At 47.7% G+C, this 19735-nt stretch carries 11 protein-coding genes and 1 pseudogene; 5 read left to right on the top strand and 7 right to left on the bottom strand.

The features are described from left to right. Positions 1 to 74 precede the first annotated feature (74 nt). The 5 genes from cmk to ansB form a co-directional block, all read right to left on the bottom strand. Positions 75 to 764: a (d)CMP kinase gene (gene cmk / locus AB3Y96_RS08115; protein WP_025800967.1), complete on the bottom strand. Its 690-nt coding sequence runs from the start codon at positions 762 to 764 to the stop codon at positions 75 to 77. A 349-nt stretch (positions 765 to 1113) separates the two neighbouring features. After that, positions 1114 to 2394 carry a 3-phosphoshikimate 1-carboxyvinyltransferase gene (aroA, locus tag AB3Y96_RS08110; protein ID WP_367298917.1) on the bottom strand — a complete coding sequence of 427 codons (1281 nt, stop codon included), beginning with the start codon at positions 2392 to 2394 and terminating at the stop codon, positions 1114 to 1116. Positions 2395 to 2547: 153 nt separating this feature from the next. Beyond that, complete coding sequence (serC, locus tag AB3Y96_RS08105; RefSeq protein WP_367298916.1) at positions 2548 to 3636, bottom strand: 3-phosphoserine/phosphohydroxythreonine transaminase; 1089 nt, start codon at positions 3634 to 3636, stop codon at positions 2548 to 2550. Positions 3637 to 3911: 275 nt separating this feature from the next. Beyond that, positions 3912 to 4604, bottom strand: coding sequence for a DUF421 domain-containing protein (locus AB3Y96_RS08100; protein WP_367298915.1), 693 nt, complete (start codon positions 4602 to 4604; stop codon positions 3912 to 3914). 91 nt (positions 4605 to 4695) lie between these two features. Next, entirely contained in the window at positions 4696 to 5742 is a 1047-nt protein-coding gene (gene ansB, locus AB3Y96_RS08095; protein WP_072309913.1) for an L-asparaginase 2, read from the bottom strand. 143 nt (positions 5743 to 5885) lie between these two features. On the opposite strand from ansB, the gene ycaO reads away from it, so the two are divergent. The 3 genes from ycaO to pflB all read left to right on the top strand — a co-directional run bounded on the left by ycaO (position 5886) and on the right by pflB (position 11366). After that, positions 5886 to 7646, top strand: a complete 1761-nt coding sequence (gene ycaO / locus AB3Y96_RS08090; protein WP_367298914.1) for a 30S ribosomal protein S12 methylthiotransferase accessory factor YcaO — start codon at positions 5886 to 5888, stop codon at positions 7644 to 7646. A gap of 518 nt (positions 7647 to 8164) precedes the next feature. Next, on the top strand, positions 8165 to 9022 hold the full coding sequence (gene focA / locus AB3Y96_RS08085; RefSeq protein ID WP_025800961.1) for a formate transporter FocA: 858 nt from the start codon (positions 8165 to 8167) through the stop codon (positions 9020 to 9022). Between the two features lie 61 nt (positions 9023 to 9083). Next, on the top strand, positions 9084 to 11366 hold the full coding sequence (gene pflB, locus AB3Y96_RS08080) for a formate C-acetyltransferase (protein WP_072309910.1): 2283 nt from the start codon (positions 9084 to 9086) through the stop codon (positions 11364 to 11366). 720 nt (positions 11367 to 12086) lie between these two features. Here the strand turns inward: pflB and AB3Y96_RS08075 are convergent. Both AB3Y96_RS08075 and AB3Y96_RS08070 read right to left on the bottom strand, forming a co-directional pair. Then, complete coding sequence (locus tag AB3Y96_RS08075; protein WP_367298913.1) at positions 12087 to 17003, bottom strand: Ig-like domain-containing protein; 4917 nt, start codon at positions 17001 to 17003, stop codon at positions 12087 to 12089. Positions 17004 to 17088: 85 nt separating this feature from the next. Next, positions 17089 to 17679 carry a helix-turn-helix transcriptional regulator gene (locus AB3Y96_RS08070; RefSeq protein WP_367298912.1) on the bottom strand — a complete coding sequence of 197 codons (591 nt, stop codon included), beginning with the start codon at positions 17677 to 17679 and terminating at the stop codon, positions 17089 to 17091. Between the two features lie 732 nt (positions 17680 to 18411). On the opposite strand from AB3Y96_RS08070, the pseudogene AB3Y96_RS08065 reads away from it, so the two are divergent. Beyond that, positions 18412 to 18614, top strand: a pseudogene (locus AB3Y96_RS08065) (tyrosine-type recombinase/integrase); the annotation flags it as partial. A gap of 88 nt (positions 18615 to 18702) precedes the next feature. Continuing rightward, on the top strand, positions 18703 to 19443 hold the full coding sequence (pflA, locus tag AB3Y96_RS08060; RefSeq protein WP_168780343.1) for a pyruvate formate lyase 1-activating protein: 741 nt from the start codon (positions 18703 to 18705) through the stop codon (positions 19441 to 19443). The last annotated feature ends 292 nt before the right edge of the window (positions 19444 to 19735 follow it).

Below are 19735 nucleotides of genomic sequence, written 5' to 3'. Positions count from 1 at the left end.
AACAACAATAGCCATAATGTAGTTTAACATTATGGCTATCGGCTTATCCTTAACGGTAAGCTTTCCTTTCCACCCTACTCGGCAGAAAGTTGTAATGTCTGCTTGGCATAAGCCAGTGCTTTTTCAATCACTTGTTCAATCGACATCTGGGTTGAATCCAGCATGAGCGCGTCCTGCGCAGGAACAAGCGGAGCCACTGAACGATTACGATCGCGATAGTCGCGTTCTTTTATTTCGTCCAAAAGGCGTTCAAAGTTAACACTAAAGCCCTTCTCCTGCAACTGAAGCATGCGTCTACGAGCACGCTCTTCCGAGCTCGCGTCGAGAAAAATCTTAACTGGCGCATCTGGGAAAACCACGGTACCCATATCACGGCCATCGGCGATGAGACCGGGAAATTCACGGAACGCACGCTGACGACGCAATAACGCTTCTCTTACACGCGGAAATGCGGCGGCCTGAGAGGCTGTGCTGCCCACAGATTCGGTTCGAATTTCATTACTCACATCTTCGCCTTCAAGGATGACTTGTAACTGCCCATCCTGTGCGACGAAACGGACGTCAAGATGTGCAGCCAATGGCACCAAGGCCTCTTCTGACGTGATATCGACTTGGTGATGCAACGCAGCCAGGGCAAGAACGCGATAAATCGCGCCGGAGTCTAAAAGACACCAGCCCAAAGATTCAGCCAACGCTTTACACAAAGTCCCTTTACCCGCACCACTCGGCCCGTCAACGGTAATTACCGGAGCTATTGCCGTCATTTTTCTCTCCTTTCTGGGGGAAACAACTGCCCGCATAGACTCTGTCTACGAAGACTTGGGTGTGCTCTGCTATGGCGAGACGATATATTTGCATCTAGGCAGAATGACCATAGCAGGACACACACATCGAACGGCGCGCATTATACGCCGATCAACGACTCACTGTTACCCTCAGCGATGCTGGTTGCTGGAAAAACTCGCACCCACTAACAAACGCTGGTTCCATAGTTTAGGCGAAAGCGATGTAACGAGACGCGAAAAATCCTAGCTAATCGGTTGCGGAAGCTTTATGTGGCAAAGTACAAAAAAGAAAGGGCCTACAGTAAGTAGACCCTTTTTAGGATTTGGACTACTGGCTTAACCGAGCGAACTGCTGGAAATAATCTGGGAAGGTTTTCGCCGTACACTTAGGATCGAGGATCGTTACCGGCGTATCCGACAACGCGACCAATGAGAAGCACATCGCCATGCGATGATCGTTATAGGTACCAATCTCAGCGGCTTTCAAATGTGCGGGAGGCACAACGCGAATAAAATCTTCGCCCTCTTCAACTTCAGCGCCCACTTTGCGCAACTCAGTGGCCATCGCGGATAGGCGGTCGGTCTCTTTTACACGCCAGTTATAGATGTTACGGATAGTGGTCGGGGCATCGGCAAACAGCGCGGTGGTGGCAATGGTCATGGCCGCATCGGGAATATGGTTCATATCCATATCAATGCCATGCAGTTCACCGCGAGAGCATTCAATAAAATCATCACCCCAAGTGATTTTTGCGCCCATTTCTTCCAGAACATCAGCGAAACGAATATCACCTTGCACACTATTTTTGCCAATTCCGGTCACACGTACAGTGCCGCCTTTAATCGCAGCCGCGGCGAGGAAATAGGATGCAGACGACGCATCCCCTTCAACGAGATAGTTACCCGGAGAAATATAGTGTTGCCCACCAGCAATACGGAAAACCTGATAATTATCGTTCTCAACGCTAACGCCAAAACTGTGCATCAACGCCAGCGTAATATCGATATAGGGTTTCGAAACTAAATCCCCTTTAATGGAGATAACGGTATCTCGCGTGGCCAGCGGTGCCATCATCAATAACGCAGTCAAAAACTGGCTGGAGACCGAACCATCAACCTCAATGTCGCCGCCGGTATACCCACCGCGCAGGCGCAGAGGTGGATAGTTTTCTTGTTCCAGATAATCGATCTGGGCTCCACCTTGACGCAACGCGTCAACCAGATGCCCAATCGGACGCTCTTTCATACGCGGCTCGCCGGTGAGGATCACATCCCCATCACCCAAACATAACGCGGCTGCAAGTGGGCGCATGGCCGTTCCTGCGTTACCTAAAAATAGTTCAAGCGCGCTTTGCGCTTTTAGGGCACCCGCGTTGCCCGTAATTTCGCAGCGGGTATGCCCATCGGATAATTGGAAATGAATGCCCAGTTGCTTTAACGCAGTTAGCATATGGCGAACATCATCGCTATCAAGCAAGTTATGTAAACATGTTGTTCCACTCGCAAGAGCCGAGAGCAGTAACGCACGGTTAGATACGCTCTTGGAACCCGGTAAATTTATTTCACCAGAAAAATGTGCAATAGGTTGTAAAATCAGGGAATCCCGCATCAAATTCACTCCAAATATTCAGTTAATGCAGCGAATCCCGTCACTGCAAATAAATCATTACATTGTTGTACCGTTTTTCGTGACGGCTGTCATCTTTCTTATACACAAACAAAAAACCCCGGCATGCCGGGGTTTAAAACCGATTCAGCCTAATTATCCATGACGGCGTTCAAAATCAGCCATAAAGTCGGTCAGCGCTTTAACACCTTCAATCGACATCGCATTATAAATCGACGCTCTCATTCCCCCCGCCACGCGGTGGCCTTTCAAAGCGACTAAGCCAATGGCCTTCGCTTCCTGTAAGAACAACGGGTCTAATGCAGGATTTGCCATCTGGAACGGCACGTTCATACGTGAACGATTTTGTAATGCCACGCCATTACGATAAAAATCACTGCGATCGATAGCGCTATAAAGAAGGTCAGCTTTAGCTTTATTGCGTTTTTCCATCTCAATCAGGCCGCCCTGCTCTTTCAGCCATTTGAATACCATGCCTGAGAGATACCATGCAAAAGTCGGTGGTGTGTTGAACATAGAATCGTTTTCAGCCAAAACGGTGTAATCGAGAATCGATGGTAGTTCTTGGCGAGCTTTGCCCAGCAAATCTTCACGCACAATAACCACGGTGATCCCCGCGGGACCGATGTTTTTTTGCGCTCCGGCATAAATCACGCCATAACGGCTAACATCAATTGGGCGAGAAAGAATGGTGGAAGAGAGATCGGCAACAACGATTTTATCGCCAAAATCAGGCTCTTCATCGATGGCAATGCCATCAATGGTTTCGTTTGGGCAATAATGCACATAGGCAGCATTGTCGCTCAGCGTCCAATCATGCATCGGCTTGATCGCTTGGAGGCCATTATCGTCGGTGGTCTTAATATCAACAACATTCGGCGTGCAGTATTTCTGTGCTTCATTAATCGCGCTATGTGCCCAGTAACCACCGTCCATATAATCAGCTGAGTTGCTATCGCCCAGCAGATTTAACGGAACCGCGGCAAATTGCGCACGCGCACCGCCGTGGCAGAATAAGATTTTATAGTTATCAGGAACTTTCAGCAGAGAACGCAAATCTTGTTCAGCCTGCGCCGCGACCTGCATAAACTCTTTACCGCGGTGGCTGATTTCCATGACCGAAGTACCCAGGCCATTCCAGTTACACAGTTCTTGTTCAGCACGACGCAATACTTCTACCGGCATCATTGCTGGGCCAGCACTAAAATTGTACACCTGTGTCATTTCGCCTCACCGCTTTCGTTACGTTTAGTCAATTGTTTACATGTCGGCAAAACCCTAGACATGAGGATTATCAGCCCACATTAATATCGAATTTATTCACATCTGATTTACTTTATCATTTGGTTTTATCATTCACGCGCTCAGGCTGCAACGGTTATTGGTGACTGTCCCCAATGCGCTGAACCCTGCGCCACCAGGCTACTATAGGCGTTTTAAAAATAAAGTCCTGTATCAAGACGGGAGCAAAAAACTTTCATACTTTTTTGTATTTATTTTCAGTTTACCCGACTGTTATTTTTGGCCTCTACCCAGCATTGATTTCCACAGCGCGGGCAGACCGGCGAACACCCCGCAACTTGATGTTCAATCAAGCTGCATTCGCTGCACGCGTATGTGCCTATATCTAAAATCTTATCTACTTTTTTAATGCAGCTGTTTGGCAACACAGGAAGTCCGTATCGAACGCTGTCGTTATCAAAAAAGTAGACGCTGATAGAACCATTAACTTCCAGAATGGCCAACCGCACTTGTCCCAAGTGTTCAACGCCCTCTTGCCTCAACTCCATAAAAAATTCATCGTGAGTAATATTTTCGCGGTTTAAGGTTTCCCAGATAAACGTACCGTCACGGATAATGACCAACGGTTTACCTTCCATCCAAGTCTGAATTCTTTCACTTTTAGACATCAAGAACGTTGAAAAACGATAAAGCAGCATGATGCAAATAAAGACGGTAAAAACCGGCAGCATAGGGACATCGTCATAAAACGCTACATCACCCGCCGCAGATCCTAACGTTAAGATGACCACCACTTCAAACAGCGACATTTGCCGCACGCCGCGGCGCCCCGTCATTTTGAGAAAGATAAATACCAAAAAGAATGTAAATAAGCAGCGCACCGCAACTTCCGCAAGAAAATCTGGCGGCACCTTATCGAAGGCCATACGTTTCAAATCAAAGGATTGCATCGGAATGGATGTCCATTTGCCTTAAGTGATGAATATAGCTTAGTCGGCAAAAGACAAAGGGGAGCCGGAACGCTCCCCTTTTAGGTAGAACTTAGTACTGGTTAAACATCTGCTGGATCTGTTTTGGATCTTTAGTTTGTGTCAGAGCTAATTGAAGCAAGATGCGTGCTTTTTGTGGATTGAGCGTGCCTGATGCTACAAAACCATATTTCACGTCATCAATTTCAGCGTCTTCCGTGGTTGACCCAGAAGGAACGCGTGATGAACGCACCACGGCTACGCCGTTATGTGCCGCAGTAGCTAAAGTATCAAAAATAGATTTGTACAGATTGCCGTTGCCAACCCCCGCACTCACAATCCCTTGATAGCCTGCTTCAAGCAGCGCCTTAGCTGGCAGATCCGACGCGTTGGCGTAGTTGTACACGATGCCAACTTTCGGCAATGAGGTTAACTTGCTCACGTCAAATGGCGTTTGCGTGGTGTGTTTACGCTCAGGCGAACGCTGGTAGTCAACTTTGCCATTATGAATGTATCCCAATGGGCCGTAGTTAACCGCTTGGAATGTTTGTACACCGGTGGTGTTCGTTTTGGTCACATCACGACCATCCAGCACCGTATCGTTCATCGCAACCAAAACACCGCGTTTGGCAGAAGCCGGATCTGCGGCGGTCACAACGGCGTTATACAGGTTGAAGGGGCCATCGGCGCTCATGGCGGTTGATGGGCGCATCGCGCCAACCATCACCACAGGTTTGTCGCATTTTACGGTTAAATCGAGGAAGTAAGCCGTCTCTTCCATGGTATCCGTGCCGTGGGTAATCACGAAGCCATCGGTTTTATTGCAATCAGCGTTGATTTTTTTGGCAAGTTTCAGCCACACATCGTCATTCATATCCTGCGAACCGATGCTGACTACCTGCTCACCTTTGATGTTTGCGATATCTTTAAGCTGAGGCACCGCATCAACCAAAGACTCTACGCCCACTTTCCCGGCGGTATAATTTGATTTTGTTGCTGAGTCACCGCCCCCGGCGATAGTGCCGCCCGTTGCCAAAATGGTGATATTAGGCAACGCAAAAGCCGCGCCGCTAAACCCTGAAACCAACAGCGCCAGCAAACTTACTTTAACCAACTTCATTCGATTTCTCCTATTAGATAACTGCATGAATTATCTTTTATATCCATAAAAAAAATGTGACATTCCCTATGGATATGGAATTCATGGAGGAATAGGCTAAAAAAACGTATCATGCCGTTTTTTGCAGCTAACAAGTGACTCAAATGACGCAGACCTATATTCCCGGCAAAGATGCCGCGCTGGAAGATTCTATTGCACGCTTCCAACAGCAATTGACCGACCTTGGGTTCAATATTGAAGAAGCCTCTTGGCTAAACCCTGTTCCGCATGTTTGGTCTGTACACATCCGCGACCGTGATTGCCCGCTTTGTTTTACCAACGGCAAAGGCGCTAGCAAAAAAGCCGCGCTGGCCTCGGCGTTAGGTGAATATTTTGAGCGCTTGTCGACTAACTATTTCTTCGCTGATTTCTACCTTGGCCGTGAAATTGCGCAAGGGGACTTCGTCCACTATCCAAATGAGAAGTGGTTCCCTGTTCCCGCCGACGACAGCCTGCCTGAAGGCATCTTAGATGAGCGTTTGCATGCGTTTTACAATCCAGAAGGTGATGTAGGCGCGCAGGATCTTATCGATCTGCAATCCGGCAACGTCGATCGCGGCATCTGCGCGCTGCCTTTTACCCGCCAGTCCGATCAGCAAACTGTTTATATTCCAATGAACATCATTGGCAACCTGTACGTTTCAAACGGCATGTCTGCGGGCAACACGCGCAACGAAGCCCGCGTGCAAGGTTTGTCTGAAGTTTTCGAACGCTACGTGAAAAACCGTATCATCGCGGAGTCTATCAGCCTGCCAGAGATCCCTGCCGACGTTTTAAACCGCTATCCAGAAGTGGTTGAAGCGATTGCAAAACTAGAACAGGAAGGCTTCCCTATTCTGTCCTACGATGCTTCACTTGGGGGACAATATCCGGTTATCTGCGTTGTGCTGTTTAACCCAGCCAACGGCACCTGTTTTGCCTCTTTCGGCGCCCACCCTGACTTTGGCGTGGCTTTAGAACGTACGGTAACAGAGCTGCTGCAAGGCCGAAGCCTGAAAGATCTCGACGTCTTCACCGCACCGACCTTCGATGACGAAGAAGTCGGCGAGCATGCCAACCTCGAAACTCACTTCATCGATTCTAGCGGTTTGATTTCTTGGGATATGTTTAAGCAAGACGCTGATTATGCCTTTGCCGATTGGTCGTTTAAAGGTACCACCGAAGAAGAGTTCAGCACGTTGATGAGCATCTTCGAACAAGAAGATAAAGAAGTTTACATCGCGGATTATGAACACCTTGATGTCTATGCCTGCCGCATCATCGTTCCGGGTATGTCCGATATCTATCCTGCCGAAGATTTGCTCTTAGCCAATAACAGCATGGGCGCGCACTTACGCACTCAGTTACTTCAGCTGCCAGCGTCCAATCTGACGAAAGAAGAGTATTTACAGATCATCGAACAGCTCGATGACGAAGGCCTTGACGACTTCACTCGTGTGCGCGAGCTGTTAGGTATCGCAACGGGTAAAGACAACGGCTGGTATACCCTGCGTGTAGGTGAATTGAAAGCTATGCTGGCATTAGCGGGCGGCGATCTGGAGCAAGCGCTGATATGGACCGAATGGACTCAGGACTTCAATGCCTCAGTATTCAGCCCAGAACGCGCCAATTTCTATCGCTGCCTACAAACCTTGCTGCTGCTAAGCATGGAAGAAGAGCGCGACCCTGCTCAGTACTACCATGCGTTCAGCCGCATGTATGGCGCCGAAACGCTTGAAGCCGCTTCGGCAATTATCGCTGGAGAAGAGCGTTTCTATGGTCTTCCTGCAATTGACGACGATTTGAAAGCCCTCCCTGCGCATCAAGCGCTGCTACAGGCGTATCAAAAACTTCAGGCAGCAAAACGCCGTTATTGGTCTAAATAATAGGCTTGTTGATCTAAGCGAACGTCTGCACGCGTGCACCGGTGCAGACGTTTTTGATCAATAAACACGCAAACCTGCCGAATCCCACCTCCAAACGCATTTATCATCACGGTAAAAATGACACAACGACTATCATAGTCGTATGTCCTTATGCGGTAAGTTTAAAAGGTGGGCTTTTCTACTATATGTATGAATCTCTATAGCCGTCATTCAGATGTAATTTAATTGTTGTATATAAGTAATGTTATTGCTGACATTGAAAAATAATATCTTCAATTTGATCGAATTCTTAAGTTATTTATTTACCTTTTACACTTTCTGTTAGCGTGCTCATTCAACTTAGCGTGTAAAATTTAAAAAATATTTTTCCTTTTGAATTCAACGAGTTTATTATTTAACTTACTGTTTTTAGGGGTATTTTGGGTAGGCTAGTTCTGCGCATCATGATCCAGATCAATTTTTGCCGTATACTGCTTTGTTAGTATCTCAACGCTGATTAATATTAAGAGAGAGTTAGTGTGAAAGCTGACAACCCCTTTGATCTACTACTACCAGCAGCAATGGCCAAAGTGGCCGAAGATGCTGGCGTTTATAAAGCCACTAAGCACCCGCTGAAGACTTTTTATTTAGCGATCACGGCTGGTGTCTTCATTTCTATTGCTTTCGTTTTCTACATTACCGCGACAACCGGCACTGCTGGTGTACCTTTTGGCTTTGCCAAGCTGGTTGGTGGTATCTGTTTCTCTCTTGGCCTGATGCTTGTTGTGGTTTGCGGGGCTGACCTGTTTACTTCAACCGTATTAATTGTCGTTGCCAAGGCCAGTGGGCGCATTACCTGGAGACAGTTAGGCCTCAACTGGTTAAATGTTTATGTAGGCAACCTGATTGGTGCACTTTTCTTTGTGGCACTGATGTGGTTTGCCGGCGAGCACATGACAGCGAATGGCGCGTGGGGTCTCAATGTGCTGCAAACAGCCGATCACAAATTGCATCATACGTTTGTTGAAGCCGTTTGCCTGGGGATCTTGGCCAACTTGATGGTTTGTCTTGCAGTTTGGATGAGCTATTCCGGCCGTAGCCTGATGGACAAAATGTTTGCAATGGTTTTACCAGTGGCCATGTTTGTGGCGAGCGGTTTTGAACATAGCATTGCAAATATGTTCATGATCCCATTAGGGATTGTGATTAAGAATTTCGCAGCGCCGGAGTTTTGGCAAGCCATTGGTGCTGCACCAGAACAGTTCTCAAACTTGACCGTTAGCCACTTCATTACCGATAACCTGATCCCTGTCACGATCGGGAACATCATCGGCGGTGGCTTACTGGTAGGTCTGACATACTGGGTTATTTATCTGCGCGGTGGCGATAAGCACTAATTATGTGCTTTACCACAGCGCCGGGTTTACAAAGAAATCCACACTAGAAGGTAGGTGTTAAATGTCCGAGCTTAATGAAAAACAAGCAGCCGCATGGGAAGGTTTCACTAAAGGCGACTGGCAGAATGAAGTCAACGTTCGTGATTTCATCCAGAAAAACTACACCCCGTACGAAGGTGACGAATCCTTCCTGGCTGGCGCTACTCAAGCGACGACCAACCTGTGGGATAAAGTCATGGACGGTATCAAAATTGAAAACCGTACCCATGCGCCGGTTGATTTCGATACCAACGTAGCTGCAACCATCACCTCTCATGATGCTGGCTACATCAGCAAAGACCTCGAACAAATCGTTGGTCTGCAAACTGATGCGCCTCTGAAACGTGCTCTGATTCCGTTCGGCGGCATCAAGATGGTTGAAGGTTCATGTAAAGTTTACGGTCGTGAACTTGATCCAATGATCAAGAAAATCTTCACCGAATACCGTAAAACTCACAACCAGGGCGTGTTTGACGTTTACACCAAAGACATCCTGAACTGCCGTAAATCTGGTGTTCTGACTGGTCTGCCAGATGCGTATGGCCGTGGTCGTATCATCGGTGACTACCGTCGTATCGCCGTTTACGGTATCGACTTCCTGATGAAAGACAAATTCGCTCAGTTCCAATCACTGCAGACCAAACTGGAAAACGGTGAAGATCTGGAAGCGACTATTCGTCTGCGTGAAGAAATTGCTGACCAGCATCGCGCTCTGGGCCAGATCAAAGAAATGGCTGCCAAATATGGTTGCGATATCTCTGCTCCAGCTAAAAACGCAAAAGAAGCTGTACAGTGGACTTACTTCGGCTACCTGGCTGCGGTTAAATCTCAGAACGGTGCTGCAATGTCCTTCGGTCGTGTATCCAGCTTCCTGGATATCTACATCGAACGTGATCTGCAAGAAGGCAAACTGACTGAAGAAGAAGCTCAGGAACTGATTGACCATCTGGTTATGAAACTGCGTATGGTTCGTTTCCTGCGTACTCCAGAATATGATGAACTGTTCTCTGGTGACCCAATCTGGGCAACAGAATCCCTGGCTGGTATGGGTCTGGACGGTCGTACTCTGGTTACCAAAAACAGCTTCCGTTTCCTGAACACCCTGTACACCATGGGTCCATCTCCAGAGCCAAACATGACCATCCTGTGGTCTGAAAAACTGCCTCTGCCGTTCAAGAAATTTGCTGCTAAAGTTTCCATCGATACCTCATCTGTACAGTATGAGAACGATGACCTGATGCGCCCTGACTTCAACAATGATGACTACGCAATTGCTTGCTGCGTAAGCCCAATGATTGTTGGTAAACAAATGCAGTTCTTCGGTGCTCGTGCAAACTTGGCTAAAACCATGCTGTACGCAATCAACGGCGGCGTTGATGAAAAACTGAAAATGCAGGTTGGCCCGAAAGAAGCTCCAATGATGGATACCGTACTGGACTATGACAAAGTCATGGAACGTATGGATCACTTCATGGATTGGCTGGCTAAACAGTATGTCACCGCGCTGAACATCATCCATTACATGCATGACAAGTACAGCTACGAAGCATCCCTGATGGCTCTGCATGACCGTGACGTATATCGTACTATGGCATGTGGTATCGCAGGTCTGTCTGTTGCTGCTGACTCCCTGTCTGCAATCAAATATGCGAAAGTTTCTACTATTCGTGACGAAGACGGCCTGGCTGTTGACTTCGACATCGAAGGTGAATACCCGCAGTTTGGTAACAACGACCCACGCGTCGATGATATCGCTTGTGACCTGGTAGAACGTTTCATGAAGAAAATTCAGAAACTGACTACTTACCGCAACGCGGTTCCTACTCAGTCTGTTCTGACCATCACCTCTAACGTGGTTTATGGTAAGAAAACAGGTAACACCCCAGATGGTCGTCGTGCTGGCGCTCCATTCGGTCCAGGTGCTAACCCAATGCACGGCCGTGACCAGAAAGGTGCTGTTGCCTCTCTGACCTCCGTTGCTAAACTGCCGTTTGCTTATGCTAAAGATGGTATTTCTTATACCTTCTCTATCGTTCCTAACGCTCTGGGTAAAGACGACGAAGTTCGTAAAGCTAACTTGGCTGGCCTGATGGATGGTTACTTCCACCACGAAGCTAGCATCGAAGGTGGTCAACACCTGAACGTTAACGTTATGAACCGCGAAATGCTGTTAGACGCGATGGAAAATCCTGAGAAATATCCTCAGCTGACCATCCGTGTATCTGGCTACGCTGTACGCTTCAACTCTTTGACCAAAGAACAGCAGCAGGACGTAATTACTCGTACTTTCACTCAGTCCATGTAATTACCTGCCAGCTTAAAATGGCATAAAATAGAGGCTCCACTTAGGTGGGGCCTTTTTATTTTTGATAGCTCTCGCAATCTGATGCTGTAGTGTAGGCTTTACCTTCGGTGAGCCATCATCGTTAGTAGACCGCAGCGATATTCTCGACCACCCCAAGTGCATCAACAACGTAAATAGTTTGCACCGCCAGTCAATTTTGCATAGTTGGCGCAAAGCCTACGCGTAATCATTCACCACAGCTCACCGATTTAGGTGAAGCGCAACATTCACGCCGGCACTTTGCCCCCCACTTCTTCTTTGCTCAGTCAGCATGAGTTTAGCCGCTACTAGCTCGACTATCTGGTCTTTGAAAATATCTTTTGAGAGAAGCGTTTTAATCAGCTTGGGGAGGTCATGTGACTGGAGTGCTCACCGGCAAAATATATCTGCCAAGACTTTGAAGAGGATGTTTACCGGTTCATGGAATCATTCAAGCAGTTACGTTCGGTGATCCACTTAATTGAGCCGGATATTAATCAGGAGCTGTCCGGCTTGCCGGAATATATGAGTTCGCTCAACTCGGCATAGCTGAAGATATCAGCCACCTGCCCAGCCACACGTCTTCCAGAACGGTGCTCACAGCTTACATCATGTATGACACTGACGCAGCGCAGAGCAATATCGAATCAGTGCCTGTAACCAAAAAACCTCTACTTGCGTAGAGGCTTTTTGGTCGTCGGGTTATGTACCTTTAGCAAATATCATCGGGGTTTCACCGCTTGGATTATTCTGGAAGTATGATTCTCCAATCGCATCAAGCGGGATAGTTCTGGCACCAAATGAAGAGCTCTTTGACTGAATGTTTGTTCTTACCTCACCATTTTGATCGGTAACTCCCGTAATGGCTGAAAAATTAAACTGAGAGGTATAAGACCCAAGCGCCCAACGGATCTCATAGCCAGGTACGGGGAAACCATTTTTATCCACGGCCTTCGCAACGGCTGTATTAGGTGCGTTAATACCTTTACCGTCCTGAGTTATTGTAATAACAATTGCCGTAGCAAGAGATTGAGTAAAATTCACAGGAGCATTGGCAGAGACATTGTTCTCTAGGGTGGCCGTCGCGGTTACGGTTTCGACTACAGCATCTGTAATATTAATCAAAAGTGTTCCATTGCCGCTAGTTGTAGATGAAGTCACACCTGAGGTGGACTGCAGCTGTGCTGACCCTGTAACACTCAGGTGGACATTTGCTCCATTCACAGGTTTACCAAATCGATCCTGCACGAAGAGCCTGAGCACTGTCGAATCGTTAATAGCTGCGCCACTTGCTGCATAAAACTGCGAAATTTTTAGCCCCGCAATATCAATAATGAACTCACTTGTTTGGCTAAGAGTACTGCCATTACTTAAGGATGACGTCAGTTGCAGCGTCTCAGCCGTTGTATCCGTGAAACGAACCGTTGCCTGACCTGTACTATCTGTAGGTCCATTAGCTGTCACAGTCACAGTAGGTTTATCTGCACTCCAATTTACAACCATCCCTGGGAGCGGATTTCCGTTTGCGTCGCTGACCATAGCTGTCGCGGTGTTTGCTGTAGAATCATCGGCAGGGCTACGGTCTTTGGTAATTATCAAACTATCTACTTTTGCTGTAGAAGCATCCGCTACAAACGAACTCCGTTTAAACTGGCTAGACCCATTCACGGTGGCGGTGATATTCACCGTTTCAGCTTTCAGGTCGGTAAACGTCACGGTAGTTTGGCCATTGCCGTCGGTTTTGGCCGAAGTGCCCACGACGGCGGTGCCATCCTGCGACCATGTAACAACCTGATCCGGCAGCGGGTTATTTTTTCCATCCAGCACGGTGACCGTGGCTTGGTTGGTGGCCGTGCCGTTGGCGACTGCACCGCTGGTGACGGTTAAATCATTGACTTTGGCGGTGCTGCTGTCGGCCACAAAGGTACTCGGCTTGGACTGACTTGTACTATTCACGGTGGCGGTGATGTTCACCGTTTCAGCTTTCAGGTCGGTAAACGTCACCGTAGTTTGGCCGTTACCGTCGGTTTTGGCTGAAGTGCCCACGACAGCGGTGCCATCCTGCGACCATGTCACAACCTGATCCGGCAGCGGGTTACTGTTCCCATCCAGCACGGTGACCGTGGCTTGGTTGGTGGCCGTGCCGTTGGCGACTGCGCCGCTGGTGACGGTTAAATCACTGACTTTGGCGGTACTTGTATCGGCCACAAAGGTACTCGGCTTGAACTGGCTCGAACCATTCACGGTGGCGGTGATATTCACCGTTTCGGCTTTCAGGTCGGTAAACGTCACCGTAGCTTGGCCGTTGCTGTCGGTTTTGGCCGAGGTGCCCACGACTGCAGTGCCATCCTGCGTCCATGTCACAACCTGATCCGGCTGCGGGTTACTGTTCCCATCCACCACGGTCACCGTCGCTTGGTTGGTGGCGGTGCCGTTGGCGACCGCGCCGCTGGTGACGGTTAAATCACTGACTTTGGCGGTGCTGCTGTCGGCAATAAAGCTACTCGGTTTAGACTGACTTGTACTATTCACGGTGGCGGTGATGTTCACCGTTTCCGCTTTCAGGTCGGTAAACGTCACGGTAGTTTGGCCGTTGCTGTCGGTTTTGCCCGAAGTGCCCACAACGGCGGTGCCATCCTGCGTCCATGTCACAACCTGATCCGGCTGCGGGTTATTATTCGCGTCCACCACGGTCACCGTGGCTTGGTTGGTTGCCGTGCCGTTGGCGACTGCGCCGCTGGTGACGGTTAAATCACTCACTTTGGCGGTACTGCTGTCGGCCACAAACGAGCTCGGCTTGAACTGGCTCGAACCATTCACGGTGGCGGCGATGTTCACCGTTTCAGCTTTCAGGTCGGTAAAGGTCACCGTAGTTTGGCCGTTGCTGTCGGTTTTGGCCGAGGTGCCCACGACGGCGGTGCCATCCTGCGACCATGTAACAACCTGATCCGGCAGCGGGTTATTTTTTCCATCCAGCACGGTGACCGTGGCTTGGTTGGTTGCGGTGCCGTTGGCCAGTGCGCCGCTGGTGACGGTTAAAGCACTGACTTTGGCGGTGCTGCTGTCGGCCACAAAGGTACTCGGCTTGGACTGGCTTGAGCCATTGACGGTGGCGGCGATGTTCACCGTTTCCGCTTTCAGGTCGGTAAACGTCACGGTAGCTTGGCCGTTGCTGTCGGTTTTGGCCGAGGTGCCCACGACGGCGGTGCCATCCTGCGACCACGTCACAACCTGATCCGGCTGCGGGTTACTGTTGGCATCCACCACGGTCACCGTGGCTTGGTTAGTGGCGGTGCCGTTGGCGACTGCGCCGCTGGTGACAGTTAAAGCACTGACTTTGGCGGTGCTGCTGTCGGCCACAAAGGTACTCGGCTTGGACTGGCTGCTGCCATTCACGGTGGCGGTGATGTTCACCGTTTGCGCTTTCAGGTCGGTAAACGTCACGGTAGTTTGGCCGTTGCTGTCGGTTTTGGCCGAGGTGCCCACAACGGCGGTGCCATCCTGCGTCCATGTCACAACCTGATCCGGCAGCGGGTTATTTTTCCCATCCACCACGGTGACCGTCGCTTGGTTGGTGGCGGTGCCGTTGGCGACCGCGCCGCTGGTGACGGTTAAATCACTGACTTTGGCGGTGCTGCTGTCGGCAATAAAGCTTGATGATACGGCCTTAGTATTGCCGTTATCCAACGTGGCAGTGAGTTGGGCTGTTTCCGCAACGGTATCGGTGAAGCCTATGGTTAACGAACCCTGAGCATCGGTCTGGAAGGTTTTTGCGGATTTAGCTTTAGCTTGCTGGGAGACACCAAAGTTCACCGTTGATTTATCTGCACTCAACGACACGTTGGCGTTGCTGACCGGGATGCCATTATCGTCTTTGACGGTGATATTGACCGTATTTTCCGTGGTCCCGTTCGCCGTGCTGTTATCTTTGGTTATCACCATCGTGTCGATAATGTTGCTCGCTGAATTGGCAGCAAAGTGCCCTTGCTGCGAAGCGCTCTTCTCGCCCGATGTGACCGTCAGCGTGTAAACGCCGGCTGTCGTTGACGTAAAGCCGGTTGTCACCTGACCGCTGGCGTTAGTCATCGTCTGGGTATTTTTCAATAAAGCGGGTGCGTCGAGACCCCACGCAACTTTAGTATTGGCGATAGGATGATTATTGATATCTGTGATTGTCGCCAGTGCTTGGTTGGCTGTTTTCCCATCCGCCACGCTATTATCTTGGGTGATTTTCAGTGTGACGTTGCTGACGGTCGCTGCATTAAACTGACTATTTTGGGTGGCCGTAGCCACACCACTCTTGGCCGTGATTTGTACGGCTTCTGGCTGGGTGTTAGTGAAATTGACGGATGCCAGACCACTGTTATTGGTCACCGATGTGCTGGTCGCCAGTTTTGCCGTACCACTCGTTGACCAAACAATAGGAGCATTGCGGACTGGCTGACCGTCTTTGTCTGTGGCAAACACCTGTGCCGTGTTCGGGGTCAAGCCATCAGAAGGACTGTTATCGACGATCACCTGTAAATTAAGATTACTTACGCTCTGTTGGTCTTTTTTCTGATATTGCAAAACAATCTGGTTATTACGCTCAACCAAATCGTAACGGCTACCGGCTAAGCTACGCTCAAGGCGCACGCTCTCTGGGTCAAGCTGATAGGTCAGTGGACGACCCAGATCGTAGCGGAAGTTGATTTGAAACTGGGTATCATCCATTGAGTCTTGGCCACGTTTATAGTTAACGGCCAGTTGGACTAACGGAATGGGGGTATAGCTCACCCCTGTCGTGACGGCTGATGGGTTACTTTTCAGATGATCGGTATCGAACAGGGCGACTTTATCACCGTAGTATTGTTCGTACATCAGCTTAGCACCCAGCTGCGGGTAGGCTGGCAGGTAGCCTTCTGCACGCACGTCGTATCCATCTGCGGGCTTTTCATTGTAATCGTCAAAATCACGCGACTGGTGCCAATCGGTGGTTCCCACATAGGTATTAGCGGAAAGTTTTAAATTGTTAGTCCATGCTTCAGCGCCAAATCCGACGCGGCGGTTTTTTCCCGTAAAGTCGTCGTCGAGAAATACGTTGCCGCCAAACATCCAGTTCTCAACATAAAAAGTACGCACCCCCATCCCCATATTTCCAGTAATACGACCATCAGGTGCGCGTAAACCTAATTGGGTAAAAAGCATGGATTTTTTGTTGTCATAAAGCGGGGCGAGAAAATCAATAGCACTGTCATCCCAATTCCCATTGTCATCCACGTTGAGCTGAACACGCGCCGTACCAAATTGGCTTAGCCACTGTTGTGCCGAGGAGGAGGCATAGCCTGTTGCCGCGGATTTGGCGCTGTTGGCTACACCGTCTGCGCCATTAGATGAAAGTGAAGTCGCAAGACTTCCCATCGTGTCGGCGTAGGGTAATATGGTGCTATCTTTTGTCGTCGAATTCGTATTTCGGTCAACGGCAAAAGGCGATAAATTAGTGCTACTTGTCGGTATACCCTGAGCTAGCGCGTTATGAGACACCATTGATACTAGAGGGAAAAGAACTTGTAATAGTATTTGTAGCCATGCAAAGAAACGAAATAACGTGCTTTTCTTTGGCGAAATATTTTGCCTCATCATCATGATCCAGATAGTTTTTATGCGTTGTTTGTCAACTGTAGTTGCTATTTAATGAATTGCTATAATTGAAAGAGTTTCTTTTTTATAAGTATGAAAGTATTTGTTGGAAACACTTGGCATTCACGTAATCAAGTAGCTGTGGCGTATGGTGAGCACCGAGCTTTCGCATAACGCTACGCTTATAGGTGCTGGCTGTTTTTCTATGTATTTCTGCGGTTTTGGCAAATTCATTTTGAGTTTGAGCCATTCTTAGGGCATTCAAAAAGCTTTTTTCTGTATACGTTAATAGCGGTTTATGTTTGTTTTCAAAAGAGATAACCCCTTTTCTTGTTTCAGAGGAAGTATTAAGAAAAACTAACCATTCATTGAGCTTGGTTTTACTACTTTGAACAAACAATCTACATCTTTCTCGAATAAAACGTGTTATGACTTCAATCGGCACCACATCAGAAATGACTAGAATAATGTCATCCGGTTTAAAACCGTTATAGGTTGAAAGCTTCATTAAACTTTCTGATGGGGACTTATCATTAAATAAAATAATATAATCAAGCATCGTTCCCGCTAATCCAGCACTTATACCCGCCTCACCTTGAAGTTCTTTTTCTGTGGAAAATAAATAACGAACTGCGCTATTAAGATAAAAATCATCTGTATAAGAAATAATATTCATTGTCAGTTCCCAGTGTGCTGACGGCCAAAGAAAAATCTGCAGTGAGTTAATATCCGTGAATGACGCAATGAGAGGAACGCATGAGAAACCATTTCGCCATTTAATTGATTCCAAACAATGATGGGATTTTTTTGCTCATGGGAAACGTAAGTAGCACTTAAAATTAAATTAGAACAATCTTACTTGTCCAAAATTGGGAACGATACCTGAAAGTTTATCTGATTTAGTAAAAATGTATGATTTACCAATAAAATCAATGCAATCTTTTGCACTTTAGCATAAGCACGCCAATAATTCCGTTGGTATATTTTAATATACTAGAGCAAATACATTTCAATAAATAATAATTTAAATAAAAAACACTCAATTCATGAATGTATTAATTGACATAATTATCGTCGAAAATATCATGACAGTAATTAACATCATAAGCTCCACGAACTTGCTGACAATAAGCAGTTAAGTTGCGCGAGTTTCATAGACATCATTTGCATCTCAATACGCAGCGTTGATACCAATGACTTTCGCACATCATGGCTGATGTATTCACTGCGTGGAGCACTGACGCCGCCTCTACAGGCTAATATGGAGAGGAAAGCTTAAAACCAGCGAGAAGCGATCCATTCCTATATTTGATCCGCTCGCAAGGTACATCAAGGCTAAATCAACGAGCTTATCGTTTGCCGCAAGCTATGATTATGTTCATGATACATTGAAAAAACACTAGCATGGCAAGCCGCTCACGCTCTACGGCACACTTTCGCCACTCATTTCATGATGAACGGGGGTAATATCGTTACACTACAATGCATACTCGGACACTCAACAGTTCAACAGTTCAACAGACGATGACTTATGCGCATTTTGCTCCCGACTTCCTCCAAGATGCTGTAACATTGAACCCTATAAGTAGAATGTCCATAAATTGTCCATAATTGAGCGCTAAATAGCGCTATTTAGAGCGATATGAATAATATAACTGATTGTTTTGATGATAAAACCCCGGCAGCAGAGGGGGCTGAGATGCAGCTTAAAGGTCGCATCCACTCTTTCGAATCCTGTGGTACCGTAGACGGCCCAGGGATCCGCTTTATCACCTTCTTCCAAGGCTGCCTTATGCGCTGCCTGTATTGCCATAACCGAGATACTTGGGATACACATGGTGGTACTGAAATTACCGTTGAAGATTTAATGAAGGACGTGGTGACCTATCGTCACTTCATGAATGCTTCAGGTGGCGGCGTAACAGCTTCCGGCGGTGAAGCTATCCTTCAGGCCGAATTTGTACGCGACTGGTTCCGCGCCTGCAAAGAAGAAGGTATTCACACCTGTTTAGACACTAACGGCTTTGTACGCCGCTATGACCCAGTGATTGACGAACTCCTCGACGTTACCGATCTTGTCATGTTGGATCTCAAGCAGATGAACGATGATATTCACCAGAATCTGGTGGGGGTTTCAAATCATCGTACGCTGGAATTTGCCCGCTATTTGGCAAAGCGTAACCAGAAAACGTGGATCCGCTATGTTGTTGTCCCTGGCTGGTCAGACGATGATGCTTCTGCCCACTTGCTCGGGGACTTCACTAAAGACATGAAAAATGTTGAGAAGATTGAGCTATTGCCTTACCACGAATTAGGCAAGCATAAATGGGAAGCCATGGGTGAGGAATACAAATTAGGTGGCGTGAAACCACCAACTCACGAAATCATGGAACGCGTAAAAAATATTCTCGAAAGTTATGGGCATAAAGTCATTTATTAATGATTTATGTCTTTTGGGCTGGTAAAAATACCAGCCCAATTAATTATTCCGCCCGTGATAATTTCTTTAGGTTCCCAATCCAATTGCTTCCCAGCGCTCTTCATTTTGATATCCATTATTATTTACAACCTTCCCCGCTGAATACAAACACACAAAAATACGCATAATCCGCTTCGAAAGTCATTTTTTATGAATATTTAACATTCAGAGTTTTATACTACTTAATACGCGCCGAGCTAAATTATTTTCCTAATATTCATTACGGAATTTAAGTAATGTGATGAGATGGCGT

Origin of the sequence: Hafnia alvei (assembly GCF_964063325.1) — a bacterium.
GTDB lineage: Bacteria > Pseudomonadota > Gammaproteobacteria > Enterobacterales > Enterobacteriaceae > Hafnia > Hafnia alvei_B.
This window is presented reverse-complemented; position numbering and strand designations above follow the sequence as displayed.